Source organism: Funiculus sociatus GB2-C1 (genome assembly GCF_039962115.1).
In the GTDB taxonomy this organism is placed as follows: domain Bacteria; phylum Cyanobacteriota; class Cyanobacteriia; order Cyanobacteriales; family FACHB-T130; genus Funiculus; species Funiculus sociatus.
Map to the genome: position 1 here is coordinate 50,789 of NZ_JAMPKJ010000023.1, position 23,273 is coordinate 74,061.

Sequence of the window (23,273 nt, forward strand, 5' to 3'; positions counted from 1 at the left end):
GAGACAACAATAGCCTCATGCCGTTTCGCGGTGCTAGCGAATCAAGGTCTTGAGAGAAAAAAATGGATTGCCCGGTTACATACCACAACTACGAACCAGAAAGCATCATACCTCAGGAGGGGCGGGAAACCCTTGTGTCTACGAGTAATAACACCGCTAGTAGCGAGGTGCGGAGAACGAAAAACCATTTACCAAAGGCGCAAGCCGACCAACTGATCGAGCAAGGGGTGCAGCAGCACCAGCACGGTCAATTGGAGCAAGCCGTGCAGTCTTTTCAAGAGGCTCACGCAGCCTACTGCGAACTCAAAGACCGACGGGGAGCGGGAAGAACCCTTGGCAATCTCGGACTCGTGTATTATGCCTTGGGAGACTTTGCCAAAGCAATTGAGTATTCTATGCAAAGTTTAGCGATCGCCCAAGTCATCCAAGACCGACGTTTAGAAAGTCAGGCGCTTGGAAATATCGGCAATGCTTACCGTCACCTGGGCAACCACGCCAAAGCCGTTGAGCATCAGCAACAGAGTCTAATGGTGGTGCGAGAACTCAAAGACTCCACAGGAGAAGTGGCGGCGCTGAACAATCTCGGACTAGCTTACAAGGCTCTAGGAGATTACATTAACGCCATTGACTACCAGAATCAGGCTTTGACAGTAGCCCGGAATATCCAAGACGATCAGGCAGAGGGGCAGATCCTGAGAAATCTGGCGAATGCTTGCTATGCCGTAGGGGATTACACCAAGGCAATTGATTACTATCAGCAGCGGTTGGTACTGGTGCAGCAAAGTGGCGATCGCCGGGTCGAAGCACAAATTCTGAGAAACTTGGGGAATGCTTGCTATGCCATAGGTGACTACCAGGCGGCAATTGAGTATGCTAAACAGCGCCTTGCGATCGCTATTGCTATAAATGACCCCCGCGCCCAAGAGCAGGCACTTTCCCATCTAGGAGTAGCTTACGAGGCACTGGGAGACTACGCTACAGCAATTGAATACTACGAGCAACGCTTATTCATGGCACGAGTCCTCCAAGACCGCCGGATAGAGGGGCAGGCTCTAGGAAGTCTCAGAGTCGCTTGCTATGCTTTGGGCGACTACGCGAAAGTGATGGAATACGACCATCAAGGTTTAATGAATAGTTAAAAATTAATTAAATTAGCTTATTGATTCCAGGTTGATTCCAGGTATTTTTTTTGGCGTTCTCAAGAAATACCTCCACCGTATACCTGTAGGCTCTTGTTTCTCATTCATCTACCTGAAACTAATAGCCAGCAAAAAAGTTTTTTTATTTTTTTAATCTTTAATTTCCTCTAGTCCCGCTTTTGGGGGATGTATGGCCGCCTCAGTCCGGATTATCACTAAGTTTTAACAGAAAAAATGCTGGAGTCAATGAAGTATTTCAGGGGTGTCTGATAATATGAGCAAAAGTAATTCACCCCGTAATTGTACCCAGCTGTTTTGCATAAACGATAAACAGTGGTACTTAAGACAACCATATGGAGGAAATGGATACCATGCAAACGTCTGAATATTCTGATATCGCCCCAGATGCTGAGAAGACCAAGGTAGAAGTGAAAGTTGACGCACCGGGGGGCTTGGCAGCACTACCCCCAGCCAGCGAATCATCAGAAAAGTGGCGGCAAATTGGAGAACAAATTTCCGGATTCTTCGCAGAATTACCAGAGTACTTGGGTGAGTTTTTCTCCGAGTACCAGCGTCCGCTTACCACGTTGGGTCTGATATTGGCTAGTGTCATCACCGTTAAGGTGACGTTGGCGGTGCTGGATGCAATCAATGATATTCCCCTGCTAGCGCCTACTTTTGAACTGGTAGGAATTGGCTACTCAGCTTGGTTTGTGTACCGTTATCTACTGCGGGCCTCTAATCGTCAGGAGCTATCAGAAGAGTTTAAAACTCTCAAGGGGCAAGTTATCGGTCAAGATACCATGAGCCAGTAAATTTTCTATGCTCAAAAAAGTAGAGACGCGATGCTCCTCGCGTCTCTACAAATCAATAGTAGAGGGCGATCGCATTCGAGTGACGATCGCTTCTCTGTAGCTCATAAATTTAAAGTAGAGCGATCGCCGACTATCGGCACGACCGCCCCTTCCAAATTTGCCCCGCTCAAATCCGCTCCACTCAGGTCGGTTTCAGTTAAGTCGGCTTGAGTTAGATTCGCTTCCATTAAGTCGGTTCTGTTCAGATTAACCCCAATTAGTAAGGCGCTACTCAGGTTGGCTTGACAAAGGATCGCATCGCTGAGGTTAGCATAGCTCAGGTTTGCCCTTCTCAAATCTGCCCCAGTCAGATTCGCCCCCGTCAAGTTGGCTCCGGAGAGTTCAGCTCCAATCGGTTCAGTTTTAACCAGTCTGGCACCAATTAATCTAGCATTATCAAAATTCGTCCCAATTAGATCGGCACCTGTTAAATCAGCACCAGTAAGGTCAGACCGGCTCAAGTTAGCTCCGCTGAGATCGGCTTTGCTCAGGTTTACCCCCCGCAGGTTGGCTCCCACCAAGTTGACACCCTCTAAAATTGCTTCCCTTAAATCGCTCTGACGCAGGTTGGCTCCTTCTAGGTTGGCTCCTTTGAGATCCACTTCCCGGAAATCCCGTTCTCCAGCAGCATATCGCTTTAAAATTTCATCTTCATCCATATTTACTGCCTCTAAATTGCTTCCGATTAGCTTGAAATTAAGAATTTGGGATACATTAATCGCCAATTCTTCAATCTAAAATCGCACAACTCGGTAGCTATTCGTGAGTGGCTGCATTAGGCATTATGGCACCGCTCATGTCCGCATCGCGGAGGTTAACCCGATTTAGGTTGGCATCGATCAAAACAGCTTCAGTTAAAATTGCCCCAGTCAGGTTTGACCAGCATAATTTTGACCGGTACAGGTTGGCTCCGCTGAGATTAGCTCCCCGCAGGGTTGCCCAAGATATATTTGCTCCTCTAAGATTTGCCTTAGACAAATTGACATTTGTCAGATTGGTTCCGCTTAGATTAGCTCGGCTCAAGTCTGCCGCAGTTAGGTTCGCTCCAATGCCAGACGCTCCATTCAAGATAGCGTTGGATAAATTTGCCTTTTCCATGTTGGCTCCAATCAGGATGGCATTCGTCAAGTTAGCACCTTCCATGTTGGCTCCAACTAAGATGGCATTCGTCAAATTGGCTCGACTCAAGGGTGCATACATGAGTTTTGCTCCACTGAGATTGGCATCGCGGAGAATAGTTTCACTTAAAAGAGCGTAATTCAGGTTAGCTCCTCTCAGGTTGGCTCCACTCATATTTGCGGCTCGCAGGCTAGCATCGCTCAAATTCGCCTCACTCAGATTCGCCTCGCTCAGGTTGGCTCCAATCAGGTTAGCCTCGCTCAGGTTAGCACGTAGGATGGCACCAGCCATATTCGCTTCTCGGAGGTTAACGCCGATCATTAATGCCCCAATCAGGTTAGCCTCGCGCAGATCCGCCCCTCGTAAGTTGACTTCGCTAAGGTCAATGCCCATCAGGTCTGCCTTCCGCAGGTTTACTTCCCGAAAATCCCTTTGACCTGCGGCGTAGAGCTGTTTCACTTCATCGGCATCCATCTAGACCTCCCTCATAGGTACTGCCGCTATTGATAAAAAGGCTCTCAAGCTCTTTCCTATAGCGTCTGGTGATTGGCGATCGCGCTCTATACCCACCGCCCAATAGTGGAATGATAGAAAATCAACACCAAAAATCGGTGTCGGAATCGAAAATTTGAAGTTTTCACACGGAACCAAGACACGTTGAGGTAGGAAGTTGTACTCATCGTGAAACCTTGAGGGCGTAAAACCTTTTGGGTAAAAAGGTACAGCGGACATTTGTATTAGATCCTTCACTTTGATCGAGACTCAAAAACGGTGGATATCTCGTTTGAGTCAGGGTCGGCTTACTTAATTGTTAGACAGCCGATGTAGATGCTCTCGTCGGCGGTCATGGGAACTTTCAAGAGCTAGTAGCCGCGAGTTCGGCAGAGCTTACACTATAACCGTAAGCTTTAGGGTGGGAGAAAGTCACTCTTATCTCGCAAGAGCTAACGAACTCGCGATTTCGGACATTGGCATCGCCTTAGTCATCCAGATAACCGCTATTGCTAGTGTCAAAATTTGCTACAAAATCCTATTCGTAACTTGACTGCTCTAGTCCGTTAAGTTAAGTCTAATTGTTACAAAATACTTCGGCGCTTATCAGCACTCAAAAGACAGCTATTTCACAGGAAGATTCCTGTAATCTAGTTAATAGAGAGATTTTGGTCTCAAGCGCCAAGAAAATCAAAGCTCTTCGAGTAATGGCTGATAGCCAGTAAAGGATAGAGAATGCCGGACAATTTTAGGAGCCAAGTCGTAACCCAAGGCGTACAGCGATCGCCCAACCGGGCGATGTTGCGTGCTGTGGGTTTTGGGGATCGGGATTTCACTAAACCCATTGTAGGCATTGCCAATGGGTACAGCACTATTACTCCATGCAATATGGGGTTAAACGAGTTGGCTTCACGGGCTGAGAGTGGGGCTAAAGAAGCTGGTGCGATGCCTCAGAAGTTCGGCACGATTACTATCAGTGACGGCATTTCGATGGGGACGGAGGGAATGAAATATTCCCTGGTGTCGCGAGAAGTAATTGCAGACTCGATTGAAACAGTCTGTAACGGGCAAAGTATGGATGGGGTACTGGCAATTGGCGGTTGCGATAAGAATATGCCAGGAGCGATGATTGCGATCGCTCGAATCAATATTCCCGCCATTTTCGTCTACGGCGGTACGATTAAACCGGGTCATCACAACGGGCGCGATTTGACTGTGGTCAGTTCCTTTGAAGCTGTCGGACAATTCAGCGCTGGGAAAATTGACGAGATGGAGTTACAGGAAGTAGAACGCAAGGCTTGCCCTGGTGCTGGTTCTTGTGGCGGAATGTACACTGCCAATACCATGTCTAGTGCTTTTGAGGTAATGGGCATGAGTTTGCCTTATTCCTCGACGATGGCAGCAGAAGATGCAGAAAAAGCCGACAGTGCCGAAAAATCTGCCTTTGTGCTGGTAGAGGCAATTAAAAAACAAATTTTGCCGCGTCAGATTCTCACCCGCCAGGCTTTTGAAAATGCCATTTCTGTGATTATGGCAGTGGGTGGTTCCACAAATGCCGTTTTGCATTTGCTGGCGATCGCTAATGCCGTCGGCGTCGAATTAACTCTGGACGACTTTGAAACAATTCGCGCCAAAGTTCCCGTACTGTGCGATCTCAAACCTAGCGGTCGCTATGTAGCAAATGATTTACACAAAGCTGGTGGAATACCGCAGGTAATGAAGATGCTCCTGGTACGCGGTCTACTGCACGGCGATGCCCTTACCGTAACCGGGCAAACAATCGCCGAAGTATTGACCGATGTGCCAGAGGAGCCATCCCCTAACCAAGATGTCATCCGTCCTTGGAATAACCCCATGTATGCACAAGGACACTTAGCCATCCTGAGAGGAAATTTGGCAACAGAGGGCGCTGTCGCTAAAATTACCGGAGTCAAAATACCGACAATGACAGGCCCCGCGCGGGTGTTTGAATCAGAGGAAGCTTGCTTACAGGCAATTCTGGCGGGCAAGATTAATCGTGGTGATGTGCTGGTGATTCGTTACGAAGGCCCCAAAGGTGGCCCGGGAATGAGGGAAATGCTGGCTCCTACTTCTGCCCTTATCGGTGCTGGCTTGGGAGATGCTGTAGGCTTGATTACCGACGGACGCTTTTCGGGCGGTACATATGGGATGGTAGTCGGTCATGTGGCACCAGAGGCGGCTGTAGGGGGCGCGATCGCTCTCGTTGAAGAAGGCGATAGCATTACCATAGACGCACCAAATCGGCTGTTAAACCTCAACGTCACCGACGAAGAATTACAGCGGCGACGTGCTGCTTGGCAACCACCCACACCCCGTTATACAAAGGGCGTATTGGCAAAATATGCCAAATTGGTATCGTCTAGCAGTGTTGGTGCGGTGACAGATTTAAACTTAGGTTGATAAGTGAATTCGCTTGTCTATTCATGATTAGATGCAGAGGAATTTTATTTTCCCCTGCATCTACCCAAAAACCTTTACTTAAATCTCTATAATCGGCCAAATGAACAGCGTTTTAGGCTAGTCGCAACAACTTCTACCAGTTTCCACGTTTTCCAAAATCGTTTTGGAGCATCTTTTTTTGACACCTTGCCACAAACTTCCTGCGGCGACCAAAAATGATCGTTAAAGTCGTAGTATCCCACTGCTTTTGATCCAAGTTCTATAATCTTAGGATTCCCAGAAGTACAGAGGCTTGGAACACAGAACAGAAAAAACTTTAACTTAGTTCACATAAACAACTAAACCCATTCCTGAAGTAGATGGCTTTTTGAGAAAGTTTCTCAAAACAATAATATAGATACAAACTTGATTTTTCAGAATTTATAACATTACCTATTGATGGACAACTATCAATTTACTCCAGTCCAAGTCGGTGTGCCTATAATTGGCGAGACACTGGAGTTTTTGTCAGACCCCAACTTTATCGAAAAGCGCTACCAGCAATACGGTTTTATCTTTAAGACTCGTCTAATTGCCAGACCAACTGTAGTTATGGTAGGCCCAGAAGCAGCAGAAGTTATCCTTTCTAGCCACATGAATTGTTTTTCGTGACGCGAAGGATGACCGAATACTTTCAAAATTTATGTTGGTTTTTGTGTCAAGAGTTTTTACTGGGCTGGCCCTCTAGGTTTGACCTATCGCACTGAGGTTCAACATGGTAAAGCTTGTACAATTGCTGCTAGAGCAGCCACAACTGCTGCTACTGTAGCTACTATTTTTACCTGACCTCTTATAAAAAGAGTTATAAATATTACGAAAGAGATTAGAAATAAAGGTATGGCAATAAAAGTTTTCAATTTGCAATCAGGAGGAATTGAAGGTGAGGTTACTGTTGTTGTGGTTGAAGGTGATGTTGTCGAAGGATTTGGAAGAGGAGGAGGAAAAGTAGGAGAGATTGAAGGTGAGGTTCCTGTTGTTGGGGTTGAAGGTGGTGTTGTCGAAGGATTTGGAACTGGTATAGCATCTTTAAGTTTACGAGCCAATTCTGGGGGACTATTGGCTGACCCCCAATAATAGAAAAAATCAGGGTATTTTTTCGCGCACTCAAGAAATTCTCCATCTTTACCTGTGGCTTTATAACCTATAATATCTACTTTAATTTCAACGGGTGGTTGATTATTTGCAAAAGTACCAATGATTCCACAGAACCACGGTTCCTTAGTTTCTGGTTTGCAGTTAGGTTCACCATCAGTAATCACCAAGATTCTAGCAGGCAATAAATGCTGAGATTCCAAATCAGCAACTACAGATTTGATTGCATAGCTAATGGGGGTAGGTCCATCATCATTAGCTTGAATTTGGCCTAATCCTTCATTAATTTTTCGATTATTATTAATTTCTAAATTAGTTAACGTTTTTACAGCTTCACAGCTTCTTTCTTTTGTTCCATAAGATTTATAGTTTCCAAATTCTACTAATCCAATTTTTGTAGATGCCATATCTGATTGATTAATACGTTCGCGAATTGCCTCTTTAACAATATCTATTCTGTTCGGAATTTCTTCAAAGCATTTACCTTGAGCATCTTTTTGAGAACACTTTCCCATACTACCAGAGTTATCTAGAAGTATCATAAGAGGGCTGCCAGAGCTAATTCTAGGACTATAAGTTGAAGTCGGGGAAGAATTAACTTCACTTTTACCTAGAATTACTAGAAAGAATGAGATAATTAAAGCAAAAAATATGGAAAATATAAAACCTTTACCTCTGGTCATTTCTATTTTTTATTCCTGAAAACTTGGTCAAGGACAGTTATCACTAAGCTCGAACCAAACATATAACCTATCGGTTATCTATTTTACACTTAAATCTATATAGGAATCTGGTTTGATTTTTGAAAAAGATTACGATAAAATACGGAGGAGTACACAACTATAATAACAGACGATGATAAACTAGCATCTATAAATCGAAATTGTCCCGCCCAGAGTAGGTGCCGCGCGAGAGCGAACTACAAGAATTTATAAGGATGCATCCAGATGCCCGTGAGGCCAGAAAAGCGTTGGCTCTCAAGCTGGTTTATCAAGAATATATCTATGAAGAAATTCAGACAATTTTAGATGTATCACTCGGTTCGATAACTGGATGGAAACAAGCTTATGAACAACAGGGAATAGATTGAGGATACCTGGTTGCAGACGAAAACGTGGGTGCGACCTTTGTGTGCTTTGATTCCAACATAGTCTCATTTAAAGTGGATGTTTGAGTGGTTTATCCGAAACACCAGCTTTGATTTTTCCTCTCTTCAGATGTCCGGACTTTTTTCAAAAATCAAATAGGAGTCCTATATTACTATTTGCAGGGCATAAAACCACCACCTCAATGCTCATTTGGTTCTGCCTAGAGTTAGCCCGTCACCCAGAAGTTTTGCAACCCGCAAGAGTTGAACAACAGCAATTTGCTACTCTTCAAGTTAGTCTAGAACAATTAGGGCAAATGCCTTATTTAGAACAAATTTTCTGCGAAATTGAACGACTGCATCCGCCAGTCGGTGGCGGCTTTCGCGGTGTCATCAAACCCTTTGAGTTTAAAGGCTACCATGTTCCCGCCGGGTGGATGGCGCTACATTCAATTCTAGCAACCCATCGCATACCCACAATTTACCCCGAACCAGAGCGTTTCGATCCAGACCGCTTCAGCCCCCAACGCCAAGAACACAAACAGCGTCCTTTTAGTTTAATTGGTTTCGGTGGCGGGTCTAGAATCTCTGTTGGAACTGCATTTGCCAAAATGAAAATAGTCGCCGCCCATTTACTGCACGGCTACCAGTGGGAACTTGTACCCAATCAAAGTTTAGATTCTGTACAAGTTCCCATCTGTTGCCCCAAAGATTGGCTGCGCGTTCATTTCCAGCAGTTGTGAATTGTATGGCATTAGCACTTGATAATAAATTTGAAAGCCTTTCTGAAGTCTTTCAAAATACCAAAGATTCTCTGATTGAAAAGGCGGAAAAAGCAGCTTCCAGCGTTAGCGACGTTACTAACAAAGGTGTTGAAACTGCTGCTCAAGCTAAAGATAAACTGACGGTTACAACAGGTAAAGCCGTCAATACGCTAACGGAAACTGCAAAGCAAACAGGAGATTCCTTAAAAGATTCTGTTGATGTTACTTTAAAAAAAGCTGAAAATTTTAGCAATGCAGTTTCTACAGAAGTTGACAAATCTCTCAGTGCTTTAATAGAGCGCCGTCTCGATGCCATCAAGGTTTGGATTGATGCTCATCCAGTAATTTCCTGGGCAACTAAAGCACTACTTTGGGGAGTTAATCACCCAATTCTTAGCGCAATTATCCTTCTATTAGTTATTTTTCTTTTCTGGCAACTGTTTAAGGCATTCGGTTCTATTGTCGAAAAAGGTTTCTTGTATATACTACAAGCCCCTTTCAAGCTAATTTATTTTTTAGTAACCAGCTTTAAACCGCTTGGTAATTTCGGAGTTGGGAGATTGCCAATTAAACAGCACGAAGCGAATGTACTAAATTTTAATCCTGAAATCTCGACATCAATCAGCCACGAAGATAAAGAAAGACTGACATCTATTCTTACCAGACTAGAGGCAATTAGGCAGGAGCAAAACGACCTATTACAGGAACTTAGAGTAATTCTTGCTTCCGATAAAGATAATTAATAGTTTTATTCACGGTGGCTTTTAATAGCGATCACCTGAAATAAAGCTGGTGACGGGATTTGAACCTGCGACCGGCGGTTTACAAAACCGCTGCTCTACCACTGAGCTACACCAGCACAGTAATTAAGTATAGCAAAGTTGCGCTCAATTTGCAACCCTGACTCACCATTAATTTCTTTAGATTACGCGATCGCCACCGAAGTCAGCTAACACAACTTACACGGCTGAAAGAATACTACATAAAGTATGTACTTATCGTCATTCATACAGAAGTTATCACAATACTTGTACCTCTGCTCTTTTAGTCTCTCTTTCACAGTTCAAGCATCTGGTTCGCGGCTTTTTAGGCATTGGCATAAATAGCACCTTTATTAATTAAGTTCAAATTTTATCGCATCAGTTACAAAAACCTAATTGCGACGGAAGCTTGTAAATTTTTATAAAAAAGCCTTGCCAAGCTAACACTAGGTTCAATCGAATTCTCAAGCCTAGCGATCGCGTATACCGTTACGTGTGCAGCGAAGATAACAGCTGGAAAAATATTTAGCACAAGCGGCGCTTCGCACTCCCCAGTTTCTCCTAGATGCTGTAAGATATAACAACTTAAGTACGGTATCCCGACAGAGTAACCGGAGATTATAGGAGAACGTTTCATGGGTCTGTGGCAACAGGTGACTCAGCCGATAGCATCGAAAACTAGAAGGTGGCTTGAACTAAAATCTAGGAATTTTGTATCTTTGTTCCTAGTGGGGGTGAGTTTGAGTGTAGCGATCGCATCTTGCTCCCCCAACAGCTCTAATTCGCCGACAACAACCGCTGGCGGTTCCAGCCCAGCTGCCAAAACTGGCGATGTACAACTAACCCTCGTCTCCTACGCCGTCACCCGCGCCGCCTACGAGAAAATTATTCCCCAGTTCCAACAAGCGTGGAAACAGGAGAAAAACCAGAACGTCACCTTCAACCAAAGTTACGGTGGATCTGGTTCCCAAACTCGTGCTGTAGTTGATGGTTTAGAAGCCGATGTCGTCGCCTTGGCATTAGCGCTGGACACCAAGAAAATTGAGAAAGCGGGACTAATTCAACCAGGTTGGGAAACAGAAGCTCCCAACAATGCGATCGTGCATAAATCTGTCGCCGCTTTGGTTACTCGTAAAGGCAATCCTAAAGCAATTAAAACTTGGGCAGATTTAGCAAAAGATGGCGTAGCAGTAATTACAGCTAACCCAAAAACTTCTGGCGGCGCGAGGTGGAATTTCTTAGGTTTGTGGGGTTCCATAACCCAAGCTGGGGGTGACGATGCTAAAGCACTCGATTACACCACCAAAGTTTTTAAAAACGTTCCCGTGCTACCCAGAGATGCGCGTGAAGCCAGCGATGTATTTTTCAAGCAAGGTCAAGGAGATGTTTTAATCAACTACGAAAACGAGGTGCTTTTGGCTAAGCAGAATGGCCAAGAACTGCCTTATGTAGTACCCGACGTTAATATTTCTATTGACAACCCTGTTGCTGTTGTAGATAAAAACGTCGATAAACATGGAAATCGGGAAGCGGCTGAAGCCTTCGTCAAGTTTCTGTTTACACCAGCAGCTCAACGAGAATTTGCCAAAGTAGGATTCCGACCAGTTGACACCACTGTAGAAAAAGAAGTGGCTAACCAATATCCCCCAGTTAAAACCCTATTTACTGCTCAAGATATGGGTGGTTGGGATGATATCCAGCAGAAGTTTTTTGAAGATGGAGCAATCTTTGACAAAATTCAGGCTGGCAGCAAATAAAATGCTGATTTCTTAATCAAATGCCCCCCTTCTGTTAGGGGAGGCTCAGCCTCCCTAAGCTCGTTTCCAGGTTGATCCTGGAAACGAGAAATGACTCCCCTCCTTACTATCCGTAAGCTGAGTAACGAGAAAATAGAGGCTCTGCCTCGATTCATCCTAAACCTATATCTTCATTCTTCAAAATATGGCTGTATCCGCTCCTCCTCAACGCGATCGCATTCGCAAAAACCCATTTCACCAGCTCAGCAAAGTTTCTTGGCCTTGGCGAATAACATTAGGTTATCTCACCATAATGTTATTCTTGCCTGTGGCGGCACTGATGCTGAAAGCAACAACAGTAGGAGCAATTGATTTTTGGAAAATTGCCACCACTCCAGTTGCACTTGCCACCTACGATGTCACCTTCATTACAGCATTCATTGCTGCATTGATAAATGGTGTTTTTGGCGTTTTAATTGCTTGGATTTTAGTTAGGTACGATTTCCCATTCAAGCGCGTAATTGATGCTGCCATTGATCTGCCTTTTGCTTTGCCTACTTCAGTAGCAGGTTTAACCTTAGCAACCGTTTACAGCGATAACGGCTGGCTTGGTTCTCTGCTGGCACCTTTAGGAATTAAAGTAGCATTTACTCGTTTGGGCGTGGGAGTAGCGATGCTATTTATTTCCTTGCCTTTCGTAGTGCGAACTTTGCAGCCTGTGTTGCAGGAAATGGAAAAAGAAATCGAAGAAGCAGCTTGGTCTTTAGGTGCATCTAAATGGCAGACATTTTGGCGCGTTGTTTTGCCACCTTTATTACCAGCAATTTTGACAGGCGTGGCACTAGGATTTTCCCGCGCTGTTGGCGAATACGGTTCGATTGTAATTGTAGCTGCCAACGTTCCATTTAAGGACTTAATTTCATCAGTGCTAATTATTCAGAGATTAGAGCAGTATGACTATGCTGGAGCTACTGTGATTGGCACCGTCCTGTTAGGAATTTCCCTGTTGGTACTTGTAGCAATTAACCTTTTACAAGCTTGGGGACGACGTTATGAACTCTAATTTAGCAGGAAAGTCTTTTAATCCAGGTTCAGGGGATGCCCAATTATCTTCACCAAAAAAGGAGCAAGGCTGGGTAAAGTTCGCTTTGATTGGTTTAGCGATCGCTTACTTAGCTTTAATCTTATTCATCCCCGCTTTCAACGTCTTTATACAAGCATTTAGAGAAGGAATCGCGCCCTTCTTCCACAACCTAGCAGAACCTGGTTTTCTCCATGCCGTAAAGCTCACAGTTTTGATTGCCCTAATTGTCGTGCCGATTAATACAGTTTTTGGGCTGTGTGCAGCTTGGGCGATCGCACGACATCAATTTCGGGGACGAGCCTTTGTCATTAGCCTTTTAGATATACCTTTCGCAGTCTCCCCTGTCGTCGCAGGTTTAATGATTGTCCTCCTCTACGGGCGAAATGGCTGGTTTGGGCCAATGTTAGGAGCAGCAAACATTAAAATTATTTTTGCTATGCCCGCAATGGTGCTGGCAAGTGCATTTATCACTATGCCATTTGTCGCCCGCGAAGTAATTCCCGTATTAGAAGAAGCAGGTTCCGATCAGGAAGAAGCTGCTAAAACTTTGGGTGCCAGTGACTGGCAAATATTCTGGCGCGTCACCCTACCTAATATTCGCTGGGGTTTACTCTACGGCGTCATTTTGACCAATGCGCGAGTCATGGGCGAATTTGGTGCTGTTTCAGTTGTGTCTGGCAACATTACTGGCAAAACTCAAACCCTGCCCTTATTTGTCGAGGAAGCCTACAAGCAATATCAAACTCAATCAGCATTCTCCGCCGCCGTACTGCTTGGTGGTTTGGCATTAGTCACCCTCGTTCTAAAAGAAATTTTAGAGCGTAAAACCCGTATCGAAGATGTTGAATAGGAGACGTTAATAATTATGCACAGCACAAATGAATTGACAGCGAATTCAACTACCGCACCCGAAGATAATCGACTCACTAAAACTAGGGTCAGAATCCGCATCCCCAAGGAATACCAGGAAGAACCAGTCATCTCCCGCCTAATTTCTCACCACGGTGTCACAGTGAATATTGCCGCCGCTTTACTAGGCGCAAATGCCAGAGATGATGGCTGGTTTGACTTGGAACTGATAGGGACAACTCGCCAGCTTCAAAGCGCCCTCACCTACCTGGATGAAATGGATTTAGAAATTTGGAGAAAATCAGATAAAGAAGAAGAGGGCTGGTAACAATTTGGGATTTTAGATTTTGGATTAATAATCTAGAATCCAAAATCTAAAATCCCAAATCGACTTACGCCATGTTACTCTCAATTGCCCACCGAGCTAACTCCGTGCGGTTATGGAGACTGGTTTTACCTAGCATATTGGACACATGGCTTTCAATCGTGCGCTGAGAGACATTCATCTGCTCGGCAATTTCTCGATTTGCCATACCTCGTGCCACAAACTGAACAACTTTTAGCTCAGTCGGCGTTAATTCTACGGTTTCAGGTACCTGAAGTTTTGATCCTCCCTCGGTTCCTCGACTTGGATGATGAATTAGGCGAGTGGCTTGCTTAAGGGACGATTCCACTTGCGCCACCAATTCTTCCGGCTCAAATGGCTTCACCATGTAGACATCAGCCCCGGTGTTAAGTCCCTTCACCCGATCTTGACTTTGACCTTTCGCGGAAAGGAACAAAACTGGAATCCAACTGATACGGGGGTCTTCCCTTACGTGTTGTACGAGGGCAATTCCGTCCATTTCCGGCATCATCACATCGCAGATGATCATGTCAGGAATGTCCTGTTCTAGAACCTCTAGAGCTTCCCGACCGTTTTCCGCAGTGATCACCTCGTACCCTCGAAACTCCAGGTAGTCCTTGACCAGCAAAATCAGGTTGGGGTCATCATCAATCAGCAACAGTCGTTTGTTATCTCTTACACTGGTGTCTTTCATGGTGTCCCACTCGCCAAGCCTGGATTCGTGAATTTTACAACCGTATTCTAAGTAGACTCTACGTTATTTCGCACACCCTGCTGTATTGGTTTGTACTAGGTCTAGACAAATGCTAAATCCTGTTTATAACCAAATAATTATACTCACTTACATGGGTAGCAACGATAAGGATCTAGTAGGTATACGGAAGAATATAACGTAGCTACTATGTTACTGTATAGGGTTCTGGTAGCGGATGAACTAAAAAAGCATATTCTTGTACAATTTTGTTGCCAATAAGATGCTCTTGGATAATCCGCTCTATTACTTCCGGAGTCGCCCCGCGATACCATACGCCGTCTGGGTAGACGACTAGAATTGGGCCAGAGGCGCAAACTCGCAAGCAGTTGGCTTTGGTGCGGAAAATGCAGGTGGGGCGAGTTTCGGTGGGTTTGTCAATTTTTAACTCTTTGAGGCGACGCTTTAAGTAATTCCACGATTCTAGGCTGGCTTCCTTGGAACAGCATTGAGCTAAAGTCTGGTCAGCACATATGAAGATGTGTTTTTGAATTTGATTGAGTCCTAAGCTCTGAACACACGCAAGGATACCATCTTGGTCTTGTGGCTTACAGGTGTCTAGAATCTGGGCTTCAGATTGAGCTACTGTATTTTCAGTCATTTTTACTTCTTTCTTAGGCAAACTCTTGCTTTTCGCGTCTTTGACAATACGTTGGCAGTTCCAACTTTTCTTTTAGCAGACTGGCGGCAGAAAAGGAAAAAGCTCTCATGCAAAAAAAGAATTCTTGACTTTTTCCTTTGACTTACCTCCTCACCTCTTCCCCAGTTCCCATCTTTGTTCGGAAACCCGTACACACAATTTTGCAGAACTTGCTTGCGATCGCACACCTTACTCCGCTAAATTAGCACTCAGGAGCCGAGAGTGCTAAATTTAGAACGCGAGGAACATCGCGTTTAGATATCAAACCTGTTGTAGGAGTTTTATTTGTATGGCTGCTGTATCTCTGAGTGTATCCACCGTTAAGCCTCTAGGCGATCGCGTATTTGTAAAAGTGAGCGCCGCTGAAGAGAAAACCGCTGGTGGAATTCTTCTGCCAGACAACGCCAAAGAAAAACCCCAAGTCGGCGAAGTAGTCGCTGTGGGCCCTGGCAAGCGCGATGATAAAGGCGCTCGTGTTGAGATGGAAGTCAACGTCGGCGACAAAGTTCTCTACTCCAAGTACGCTGGCACAGACATCAAACTTGGCACAGAAGAGTACGTCCTGCTGTCAGAGAAAGACATTTTAGCCGTAGTTAACTAAATAGCTAATGGCTAATGGCTAATCGCAATTAGCTGTTTAAAGATCAAAATTCACATACTCACCAAGAACCTGGAAATATATGGCTAAGCGCATCATTTACAACGAAAACGCTCGTCGCGCCCTAGAAAAGGGAATGGACATTTTGGCAGAAGCCGTAGCTGTCACCCTCGGCCCCAAAGGCCGTAACGTAGTGCTTGAGAAGAAGTTTGGCGCACCGCAAATCGTTAACGATGGTGTCACTATCGCCAAAGAAATTGAACTAGAAGACCACGTAGAAAATACTGGCGTGGCGCTGATTCGTCAAGCTGCTTCCAAAACCAATGATGCTGCTGGTGATGGCACCACCACCGCCACCGTTCTCGCGCACGCAATGGTCAAAGAAGGGTTGCGGAACGTTGCTGCTGGAGCCAATGCAATTTCCCTGAAGCGCGGTATTGACAAAGCTATTGGCTTCCTGGTAGAGCAGATTGCTCAACACGCCCGTCAGGTAGAAGATTCCAAAGCGATCGCGCAAGTCGGAGCTATCTCTGCTGGTAACGACGATGAAGTTGGGCAGATGATCGCCCAAGCAATGGACAAAGTGGGTAAAGAAGGCGTGATTTCCCTAGAAGAAGGGAAATCCATGACCACCGAACTCGAAATCACCGAAGGGATGCGCTTCGACAAAGGCTACATCTCTCCTTACTTCGCTACCGACATGGAGCGGATGGAAGCGATCATGGATGAGCCTTTCCTGCTCATCACCGATAAGAAAATCGCTCTAGTACAAGACTTAGTGCCAGTGCTGGAGCAAGTAGCTCGTGCTGGTCGTCCTCTGGTAATTATCGCCGAGGACATCGAGAAAGAAGCTCTGGCAACCTTGGTAGTCAACAAACTGCGGGGTGTGCTGAATGTGGTTGCTGTCAAAGCTCCTGGTTTTGGCGATCGCCGCAAAGCTATGCTCGAAGACATCGCCGTTCTCACTGGTGGTCAGCTAATCACCGAAGATGCTGGTCTGAAGCTGGAAAACACCCGCTTGGAGATGCTGGGTAAAGCCCGTCGCGTCACCATGACCAAAGACAGCACCACAATTGTTGCTGAAGGCAATGAACAAGCTGTTAAATCTCGTTGCGAACAAATCCGCCGTCAAATGGATGAAACCGAATCTTCCTACGACCGCGAGAAGCTGCAAGAGCGTCTAGCTAAGCTTGCTGGTGGTGTCGCAGTAGTCAAAGTTGGTGCTGCCACTGAGACGGAAATGAAGGACAAGAAGCTGCGTCTGGAAGATGCCATCAACGCCACTAAAGCTGCTGTGGAAGAAGGTATCGTTCCTGGCGGTGGTACAACTCTGGCTCACCTGACTCCCCAACTGGAAGAGTGGGCAACTGGCAACCTGAAGAATGAAGAGTTGACAGGTGCGATGATTGTTTCTCGTGCTTTGGCTGCTCCTCTGAAGCGGATTGCTGAAAACGCCGGACAGAATGGCGCTGTCATTGCTGAGCGCGTCAAAGAGAAAGAATTCAACGTTGGCTACAACGCGGCGACCAATGAGTTCGTCGATATGTTTGAAGCTGGTATCGTTGACCCTGCTAAGGTGACTCGTTCTGCTCTGCAAAATGCCGCTTCTATCGCTGGCATGGTGCTGACAACTGAGTGTATCGTGGTTGACAAGCCTGAGCCTAAGGATGGCGCTGGTGCTGGTGCTGGTGCTGGTGCTGGCATGGGCGGCGACTTCGACTACTAATTCTCGCTTTGGGTGGGCATTCTGCCCGCCCAATTATTAAAACAGCTGTTTCCTGGTGGAGACAGCTGTTTTTTTGTTTGAACCGCAAAGACGCATTAGCTATCTTCGCTATAGGGCGCAAAGGAACAGAAAGCGATCGCGTTTATATTTCCGAGTCCCTAAGACTAACCACAACTGTGTTTTTTTGACAACCTATTCTAAGCATAACAATGGCAAAAGCCATCTGAAAACTGAAACCATTAATCAAAGCCAGAAAACAGATATTCCCTATTGTGCGATCGCTTTTTCTAATATCATCTCAGTAAATATACTTGCTTATCTAAAAAAATTGTCATATTTGGCTCAACCAATAGTTTTAAATAAGTAGATCCCCTTAAACCTTTGTTGCACAAAATCACTTTAAGTCTTCGCTTGAAAAATGACATACTCTCTTCAAGTGATGCGGGTAAAGTTCCGGAATTCTTCTGGAACATCTAGCTATAGGTATACGTCACCTTTACCCTCAAAAAATTTAGTTGTAAAAAGTAATAATAACCTTCTTAGCAATTGACCTAAAATTCGTGTAGAATCCGAGCAAAGATGGTGTGTTTTGAGGAGTTTGAGACCGTGAAATCCCCTTTAAGAATAGAGAAGACAGCATCCTCAGCGCTAGTATTTACAGCCTTTGGTTTGCTTGCAGTTAGCATTGCCCCATGCTTAGCAGCACCAGATGTCAACGCAGCTACAATCGCTGAAACAGTCGAGTCTTCAAATCAGGGATTCTCGGCATCTACAGATTTAGCAACGGCAGGGTATACAACAGAGTCAACATCGACTGCAATACCAGTTGAAGAGACAGCTCAAGTCTCCACATCTGCGGAATTATCGCTAATAGCACAAGAAGCCGAGGCAACACCAGCAACAATACCAACAGTTACTGCGAAGATAGCGCCCCTTACCGCCAAAGCCGAGTCGCAACCGACAACCAGCGATGCCGCTGATTTGTCATTGACCAATACCCCCATTGTTGCTGCCAGCAATGGTCAGAGCTTAGAGACTACATCTACTTCAGTTGAGAAAACCCAAACAGATGTTCGCAGTTTGGCGACTCCTGCTAAGACAACACTAGACTCAGTGCAAGCACAAGCGTTGCCATCTGAAAATGTCAGCGATCAGACCTTGCCACTCGCCGATCCTCTAGAAATGGGCGATCCAGAGGCAACGGAAGCTGATCCAATGGGACAAGTTACCAATATTTCCCAGTTGCGCGACGTGCAACCGACAGATTGGGCGTATGAAGCGCTGCGGAGTCTAGTAGAACGCTACGGTTGTATAGCAGGATATCCTGACGGCACATTTCGCGGCAACAGAGCATTGAGCCGCTATGAATTTGCGGCTGGTGTGAATTCTTGCTTGCAACAGATTGAGAAATTAATTGCTGCTAGCACAGCAGACTTCACCACCAAAGAGGATTTAGCGACCTTGCGGCGGTTAGTGGATGAATTTGGGCCAGAAATTGCGACATTGCGATCGCGTGTAGATAATCTGGAAGGTCGCACCGCATTCTTAGAAGCAAATCAGTTCTCCACCACCACAAAACTGTTTGGGCAAGCAGTTTTCGGCGTTCAGGGACGCAATGACAATGATTTTGAACTGTCTAACCTGCGATTTGAAGACCAGAACACAAATATCAATGTCATTAGCAACGTACAGTTGAGTCTGTTTACCCAGTTCAGCCCTCGCAGTCTCTTACTGACCGGACTGCAAGCAGGAGCAGGCAATACAGGCCCTCGTACCTTCAACGACCAGATTTTCCTGGGTTATGAAGGAGACACAGGTAACGACGTGGTGTTGAGTGACCTCACCTATCGCCAACTGATCGGCAATAACTTTGCCTTCATCGTCGGGCCAGAGGGAGTCAACCCGGTTAACGTCTTCCGGGGAGCTAATCGTGTAGAAAGTGCTGGTCAAGGGCCGCTTTCCCGCTTTGCCCAACGCAACCCGATTATTAACACTGGCGGTCGCGGCGGCATAGGCTTTGACTGGCAACTTGGCAGTCGCCTTAGCTTGCAGGCAGTTTATTCAGCCAGCCGTCCAGCAGATTCGTTCCGTGGCGGCATCTTTGGCGGAAATGACGGAGAAACCGCAGCCGGGGCGCAATTGGTCGTTTCGCCCACAAATAACATTGATGTTGCCGTGCAATACGTCAACTCCTACTCTCCGTTTGGAAGATTGAATACTGGTGTTGGCGACGATATCGTCGATTTCGGAATCTTTAGCGGGTCGGGTCGTTCTCCGATTAGTACCAATGCCTTTGGTGCCAGCCTAGAATGGCGAATCTCGCCTCGCATTACTTTTGGCGGTTGGGGAGGCTATACAACTTCAGATGTAAAAGTCGGATCGGGAACTGTGGAAACAGTGAACTGGATGGCTTACCTGAATTTCCCCGATTTGTTTGGTCAAGGCAACCTCGGCGGGATTTATGTTGGTCAGCCTCCCAAGATTACCAGTAGCGATCTTCCTACTGGAAGAAACTATCCCGACGTTATTAGCAAAGGTGGACTCGGAGAGGAAGGTGGTCAGCCATCAAGCACAACTCATGTAGAAGCTTTCTACCGCTTGCGAGTCACCGACAATATCACCATTACCCCTGGAGTCATTGTGCTGTTTAATCCACTTCACAACGACGATAACGACACCATAACTATAGGCTCAATCCGTACTACCTTTACCTTCTAAGTCACGGGCGTTGAGTTTTTCAGGGCGACTATAAGTCGCCCTGAAAAAACCAAAAAAAATTCTAAGTAATCTGGGAACAGGTTTGGTAATAAAAGCGTCATCTACTTAAGAAAGGCACAGCAAGGCTAAAGGACAGTATGAACTGAAGTTTTTATCCCAGTCATACCCGCCCCCGATTCCTAAAATGCCGATCAAAACCTTGTTTATTACTTTCTATTACTTCTAGTTCTGAGCTTGCTCAGGATGAATTCCAGAAGCAATTATTTTCCCTTGTTGAGTATCGAGTTGGGCTAGAACGGTTCCTTACATTGTTATTCACTCACTGATGGAGTCCTTACATGATTGCTAAATCAAATAAGTATGCTGTTTGTTTAGGTCTAGCCGGAGGCTTAGCGATCGCTCTTGCCCCCAACGCTCAAGCCCAACAAGCTACTTCGACTACAACTACAAGCGGACAAGCCCAAAGGGTTCAGATTACAGGTGGTACAGTCGCAGGAACAGCTGCCTTCTTTTCGACGATACAAAATCAATTAGGCTCCACTCCTAACGCTCCAGTTCTGTTTGATGCTACCGTCAACAGTCTTCAACTTCAAACCACTTCCGGAAACACAAACACTGCTACTTTCAAACCGCAAGCAGCCAGTTTCAAAGATACGGGTGCTGGCAACGTTGGTACTCCTGGGGCGGGTGACGAAGCTACCTTGCTTGGCGGCTTATCTGGGATAGCCTCTACATCTAACGGTTTTCTAGTTCCGTTCACCAATGTCCCGACAAGAATAGACTTCAAACTAAATTCCTTTACCACCGATGCCTTTTTGACAGGCTCGTTGATTACTCCTAAGGTGGCAGGTAACGCTCCCCCTGTTTTCCTACCAGTTGCACCTATTACGCTATCTACTCAGTCTCAGACAAACTTTAATTCTAGAAGTGGGTTCCTGCAAGTTGGTCCCTATAATGGACAACTGACTTCGGGTTCCATTGCTTTGCCTCCAACTGTTCGTTTCAGTGCCGGAAGTGGCAACACTCCTAATGTTCCTCCAGTTGTTGTGGGGCAACGAACAAAATTCGAGATTGAGGGCAAAGGATTCGGAACCTTAACTAACACTTTTGCCGAGCAACCTAGTACAACTTCCACAGCAACAGGCGGCACCACCACAGGCGGCACCGGCACCACAACTGGCACCACCGCAACTGGCACCACAGCAACAGGCACCGGCACCACAACTGGCGGCACCACCACAACTGGCAGCAATACAGGCACCACAACAGGCGGCACCACCACAGCAACAGGCGGCACCACAACAGGCGGCACCACCACAGCAACAGGCGGCACCACCACAGGCGGCACCACCACAGGCGGCACCACTGGCGGCACCACCACAGCAACAGGCGGCACCACCACTGGCGGCACCACAGCAACAGGCGGCACCACCACTGGCGGCACTGGGGACGACAGCACAACTAGCAGCACAACGATCGCTCAAAGCTTCGACAGCAAGCTAGCTTTCAAAAGCGATACTGCCCAAACCAAATTCAAAATTGAGGGTGAGGGAAACCAAAAATTCACGGTCGAAGGCACCGTCAATGGCGCTGAGATTCAACTGGGTGGATCTAACATCCGCGAACTGAAACTTTCATCTGGCGTTAACACTTCTCCGATCGACTTTAAAGTTAAAGGCGAAGGTGTTGGCATCACCACGGTGACAGGTGGCAGCACTGTTAGCTATGTAAGCCCGCAGAGCCGAACTGAGTTTGAATTTAAGCAAGATGGCTCTAATGGTTTCACAGCCAAGGGAGATAGTCTGGGTCGTACCCAATTCAAGGTAGGTGCGATCGCCAGTAACTTCGCTTCATACGATGCTTCTGCTAGCAGCACCACCAACAATTTCTACTATGGCAACAGCAGCTATAGCTATGGCGCTGGCGCAAATACAAGCAACAACACAGGCTTCTACTCTTCCCAAAACCAGCAATTCGCCATTAACCTGAACAATAACGTTAACATCGATAACTTCTACAGCAGTGGCGGCGGCAGCTTCAGCTTCGGCGGCGGCGGCAGCTTCGGCAGCGGCGGCGGCAGCTTCGGCGGCGGCAGTGGTAGTGGTACAGGTACAGGTACAGGCTCAGGCTCAGGCACAGGTACTGGTACTGGTGTCGGTACAGGTACAGGCACAGGCACAGGCTCAGGCTCAGGCTCAGGTTCAGGTTCAGGTGTCGGCACAGGCACAGGCACAGGCTCAGGCTCAGGTTCAGGCACAGGCTCAGGCTCAGCTAGTGGCAGTGGCTCAGGTAGTGGCTCAGGCTCAGGCACGACTGTCACACTTTACAACGAGCAAACCATCAACCTGATCGCCCTGAATAATGCTTTCATCAGCAGTTCTTCAAGGCTCTACCCCGTTTTCGCCCCTGGCGGCAATACCAGCGTCAGCGTATCCGTTGAGCGCGGTAGTAACGATCGCATTTTGCTGGTTGAGCGCCAAAATAACGGTCGCGGTAACGCCTACGGTCATTACAAAGACAAGAAAGACCAAGGTCGGGTGGTGCAAGCTTGGCAGCAAGTAGGACCAGGAAGTAAGCTCATCCCTGGTATGACTGGTCTGTATGAGATTCCGACCACTCAGGTTTCTAACCCCCAAGGTTTCGACAACGACGACGACGATAACGACGACGACGATGATAACGGAACCTCTACAACCCCTACCACCGGCACCACAACCACACCGACGACTACATCACCTTCTGGCACAACCACAACTGAGCAAGGTGACGACGACGGTGACGATGACGACGGTGACGATGACGACGATAACGGAGCTTCTACAGCCCCAGCTCCAGCCCCTACAGGCACATCAGCTCCAGCCCCTACAGGCACATCAGCTCCAGCTACAGGTACAGGTAGCACAGGCTTACCCGCTACAGGTCAATAGTAGCTACCACTCAATCGGATGCTGATGCTCTGAATTGAGGAAAAACGTGCAACTCGCGCTCTTAGCAACAGGAGACGAGTTGCCAACACTAGGGTACTGCTAACTTGAGTTAGAAAAGTGATATAGCGAT

At 46.5% G+C, this 23,273-nt stretch carries 20 protein-coding genes, 1 tRNA gene and 3 pseudogenes; 16 read left to right on the top strand and 8 right to left on the bottom strand.

The annotated features are described in order from the left end of the window. The first annotated feature begins 62 nt into the window (after positions 1–62). Both NDI42_RS13020 and NDI42_RS13025 read left to right on the top strand, forming a co-directional pair. On the top strand, positions 63–1,139 hold the full coding sequence (locus NDI42_RS13020) for a tetratricopeptide repeat protein (RefSeq protein WP_190459291.1): 1,077 nt from the start codon (positions 63–65) through the stop codon (positions 1,137–1,139). Positions 1,140–1,510: 371 nt separating this feature from the next. Continuing rightward, entirely contained in the window at positions 1,511–1,954 is a 444-nt protein-coding gene (locus NDI42_RS13025) for a CAAD domain-containing protein (protein ID WP_242017830.1), read from the top strand. 101 nt (positions 1,955–2,055) lie between these two features. On the opposite strand, the gene NDI42_RS13030 is transcribed toward NDI42_RS13025, so the two are convergent. From NDI42_RS13030 to NDI42_RS13040, 3 genes are all read right to left on the bottom strand, one after another. Beyond that, entirely contained in the window at positions 2,056–2,652 is a 597-nt protein-coding gene (locus tag NDI42_RS13030; protein WP_190459295.1) for a pentapeptide repeat-containing protein, read from the bottom strand. A 97-nt stretch (positions 2,653–2,749) separates the two neighbouring features. After that, on the bottom strand, positions 2,750–3,586 hold the full coding sequence (locus NDI42_RS13035) for a pentapeptide repeat-containing protein (RefSeq protein ID WP_190422240.1): 837 nt from the start codon (positions 3,584–3,586) through the stop codon (positions 2,750–2,752). After that, on the bottom strand, positions 3,587–3,844 hold the full coding sequence (locus tag NDI42_RS13040; RefSeq protein ID WP_348231408.1) for a hypothetical protein: 258 nt from the start codon (positions 3,842–3,844) through the stop codon (positions 3,587–3,589). Positions 3,845–4,339: 495 nt separating this feature from the next. On the opposite strand from NDI42_RS13040, the gene ilvD reads away from it, so the two are divergent. Both ilvD and NDI42_RS13050 read left to right on the top strand, forming a co-directional pair. After that, positions 4,340–6,025: a dihydroxy-acid dehydratase gene (ilvD, locus tag NDI42_RS13045; protein WP_190459297.1), complete on the top strand. Its 1,686-nt coding sequence runs from the start codon at positions 4,340–4,342 to the stop codon at positions 6,023–6,025. Positions 6,026–6,463: 438 nt separating this feature from the next. After that, a complete protein-coding gene (locus NDI42_RS13050; RefSeq protein ID WP_190459300.1) occupies positions 6,464–6,676 on the top strand; it encodes a hypothetical protein in 213 nt (70 codons plus the stop codon). Between the two features lie 98 nt (positions 6,677–6,774). On the opposite strand, the gene NDI42_RS13055 is transcribed toward NDI42_RS13050, so the two are convergent. Further along, entirely contained in the window at positions 6,775–7,839 is a 1,065-nt protein-coding gene (locus NDI42_RS13055; protein WP_190459302.1) for a vWA domain-containing protein, read from the bottom strand. A 230-nt stretch (positions 7,840–8,069) separates the two neighbouring features. On the opposite strand from NDI42_RS13055, the pseudogene NDI42_RS13060 reads away from it, so the two are divergent. The 4 genes and pseudogenes from NDI42_RS13060 to NDI42_RS13075 form a co-directional block, all read left to right on the top strand. Then, positions 8,070–8,243: pseudogene (locus NDI42_RS13060) on the top strand (helix-turn-helix domain-containing protein); the annotation flags it as partial. Continuing rightward, positions 8,242–8,403 (top strand): annotated as a pseudogene (locus NDI42_RS13065) (IS630 family transposase); the annotation flags it as partial. The pseudogenes NDI42_RS13060 and NDI42_RS13065, both read left to right, overlap by 2 nt. 7 nt (positions 8,404–8,410) lie before the next feature. Continuing rightward, positions 8,411–8,986: pseudogene (locus tag NDI42_RS13070) on the top strand (cytochrome P450); the annotation flags it as partial. Between the two features lie 5 nt (positions 8,987–8,991). Then, positions 8,992–9,750, top strand: coding sequence for a hypothetical protein (locus NDI42_RS13075; RefSeq protein ID WP_190459309.1), 759 nt, complete (start codon positions 8,992–8,994; stop codon positions 9,748–9,750). A 44-nt stretch (positions 9,751–9,794) separates the two neighbouring features. On the opposite strand, the gene NDI42_RS13080 is transcribed toward NDI42_RS13075, so the two are convergent. Both NDI42_RS13080 and NDI42_RS13085 read right to left on the bottom strand, forming a co-directional pair. After that, positions 9,795–9,866, bottom strand: a tRNA-Thr gene (locus NDI42_RS13080). A 284-nt stretch (positions 9,867–10,150) separates the two neighbouring features. Then, entirely contained in the window at positions 10,151–10,405 is a 255-nt protein-coding gene (locus NDI42_RS13085) for a hypothetical protein (protein ID WP_348231409.1), read from the bottom strand. Here NDI42_RS13085 and NDI42_RS13090 point away from each other — a divergent pair. The 4 genes from NDI42_RS13090 to NDI42_RS13105 all read left to right on the top strand — a co-directional run bounded on the left by NDI42_RS13090 (position 10,404) and on the right by NDI42_RS13105 (position 13,765). Next, positions 10,404–11,525 (top strand): sulfate ABC transporter substrate-binding protein, encoded by a 1,122-nt coding sequence (locus NDI42_RS13090; RefSeq protein WP_190459311.1) that lies wholly within the window; start codon positions 10,404–10,406, stop codon positions 11,523–11,525. The genes NDI42_RS13085 and NDI42_RS13090 overlap by 2 nt on opposite strands. A 184-nt stretch (positions 11,526–11,709) precedes the next feature. Continuing rightward, positions 11,710–12,567: a sulfate ABC transporter permease subunit CysT gene (cysT, locus tag NDI42_RS13095; RefSeq protein WP_190459313.1), complete on the top strand. Its 858-nt coding sequence runs from the start codon at positions 11,710–11,712 to the stop codon at positions 12,565–12,567. Next, positions 12,557–13,438: a sulfate ABC transporter permease subunit CysW gene (gene cysW, locus NDI42_RS13100; RefSeq protein WP_190459315.1), complete on the top strand. Its 882-nt coding sequence runs from the start codon at positions 12,557–12,559 to the stop codon at positions 13,436–13,438. Before cysT ends, cysW begins: the two co-directional genes overlap by 11 nt. Positions 13,439–13,453: 15 nt before the next feature. Beyond that, on the top strand, positions 13,454–13,765 hold the full coding sequence (locus tag NDI42_RS13105; protein ID WP_190459317.1) for an NIL domain-containing protein: 312 nt from the start codon (positions 13,454–13,456) through the stop codon (positions 13,763–13,765). 64 nt (positions 13,766–13,829) lie between these two features. On the opposite strand, the gene NDI42_RS13110 is transcribed toward NDI42_RS13105, so the two are convergent. After that, positions 13,830–14,477 carry a response regulator transcription factor gene (locus tag NDI42_RS13110; RefSeq protein WP_190426791.1) on the bottom strand — a complete coding sequence of 216 codons (648 nt, stop codon included), beginning with the start codon at positions 14,475–14,477 and terminating at the stop codon, positions 13,830–13,832. 205 nt (positions 14,478–14,682) lie between these two features. After that, positions 14,683–15,135: a (2Fe-2S) ferredoxin domain-containing protein gene (locus NDI42_RS13115; RefSeq protein WP_190459318.1), complete on the bottom strand. Its 453-nt coding sequence runs from the start codon at positions 15,133–15,135 to the stop codon at positions 14,683–14,685. A 328-nt stretch (positions 15,136–15,463) separates the two neighbouring features. Between NDI42_RS13115 and groES the strand changes: the two genes are divergently transcribed. The 4 genes from groES (at position 15,464) to NDI42_RS13135 (ending at position 23,143) form a co-directional block, all read left to right on the top strand. Continuing rightward, positions 15,464–15,775 carry a co-chaperone GroES gene (groES, locus tag NDI42_RS13120; protein WP_190441269.1) on the top strand — a complete coding sequence of 104 codons (312 nt, stop codon included), beginning with the start codon at positions 15,464–15,466 and terminating at the stop codon, positions 15,773–15,775. 79 nt (positions 15,776–15,854) lie between these two features. Continuing rightward, positions 15,855–17,498 carry a chaperonin GroEL gene (gene groL / locus NDI42_RS13125; protein WP_190426784.1) on the top strand — a complete coding sequence of 548 codons (1,644 nt, stop codon included), beginning with the start codon at positions 15,855–15,857 and terminating at the stop codon, positions 17,496–17,498. A 606-nt stretch (positions 17,499–18,104) separates the two neighbouring features. Then, positions 18,105–20,216, top strand: a complete 2,112-nt coding sequence (locus NDI42_RS13130) for an iron uptake porin (RefSeq protein WP_199311399.1) — start codon at positions 18,105–18,107, stop codon at positions 20,214–20,216. A 338-nt stretch (positions 20,217–20,554) separates the two neighbouring features. Further along, complete coding sequence (locus NDI42_RS13135; protein WP_190459323.1) at positions 20,555–23,143, top strand: hypothetical protein; 2,589 nt, start codon at positions 20,555–20,557, stop codon at positions 23,141–23,143. Positions 23,144–23,273: the final 130 nt, after the last annotated feature.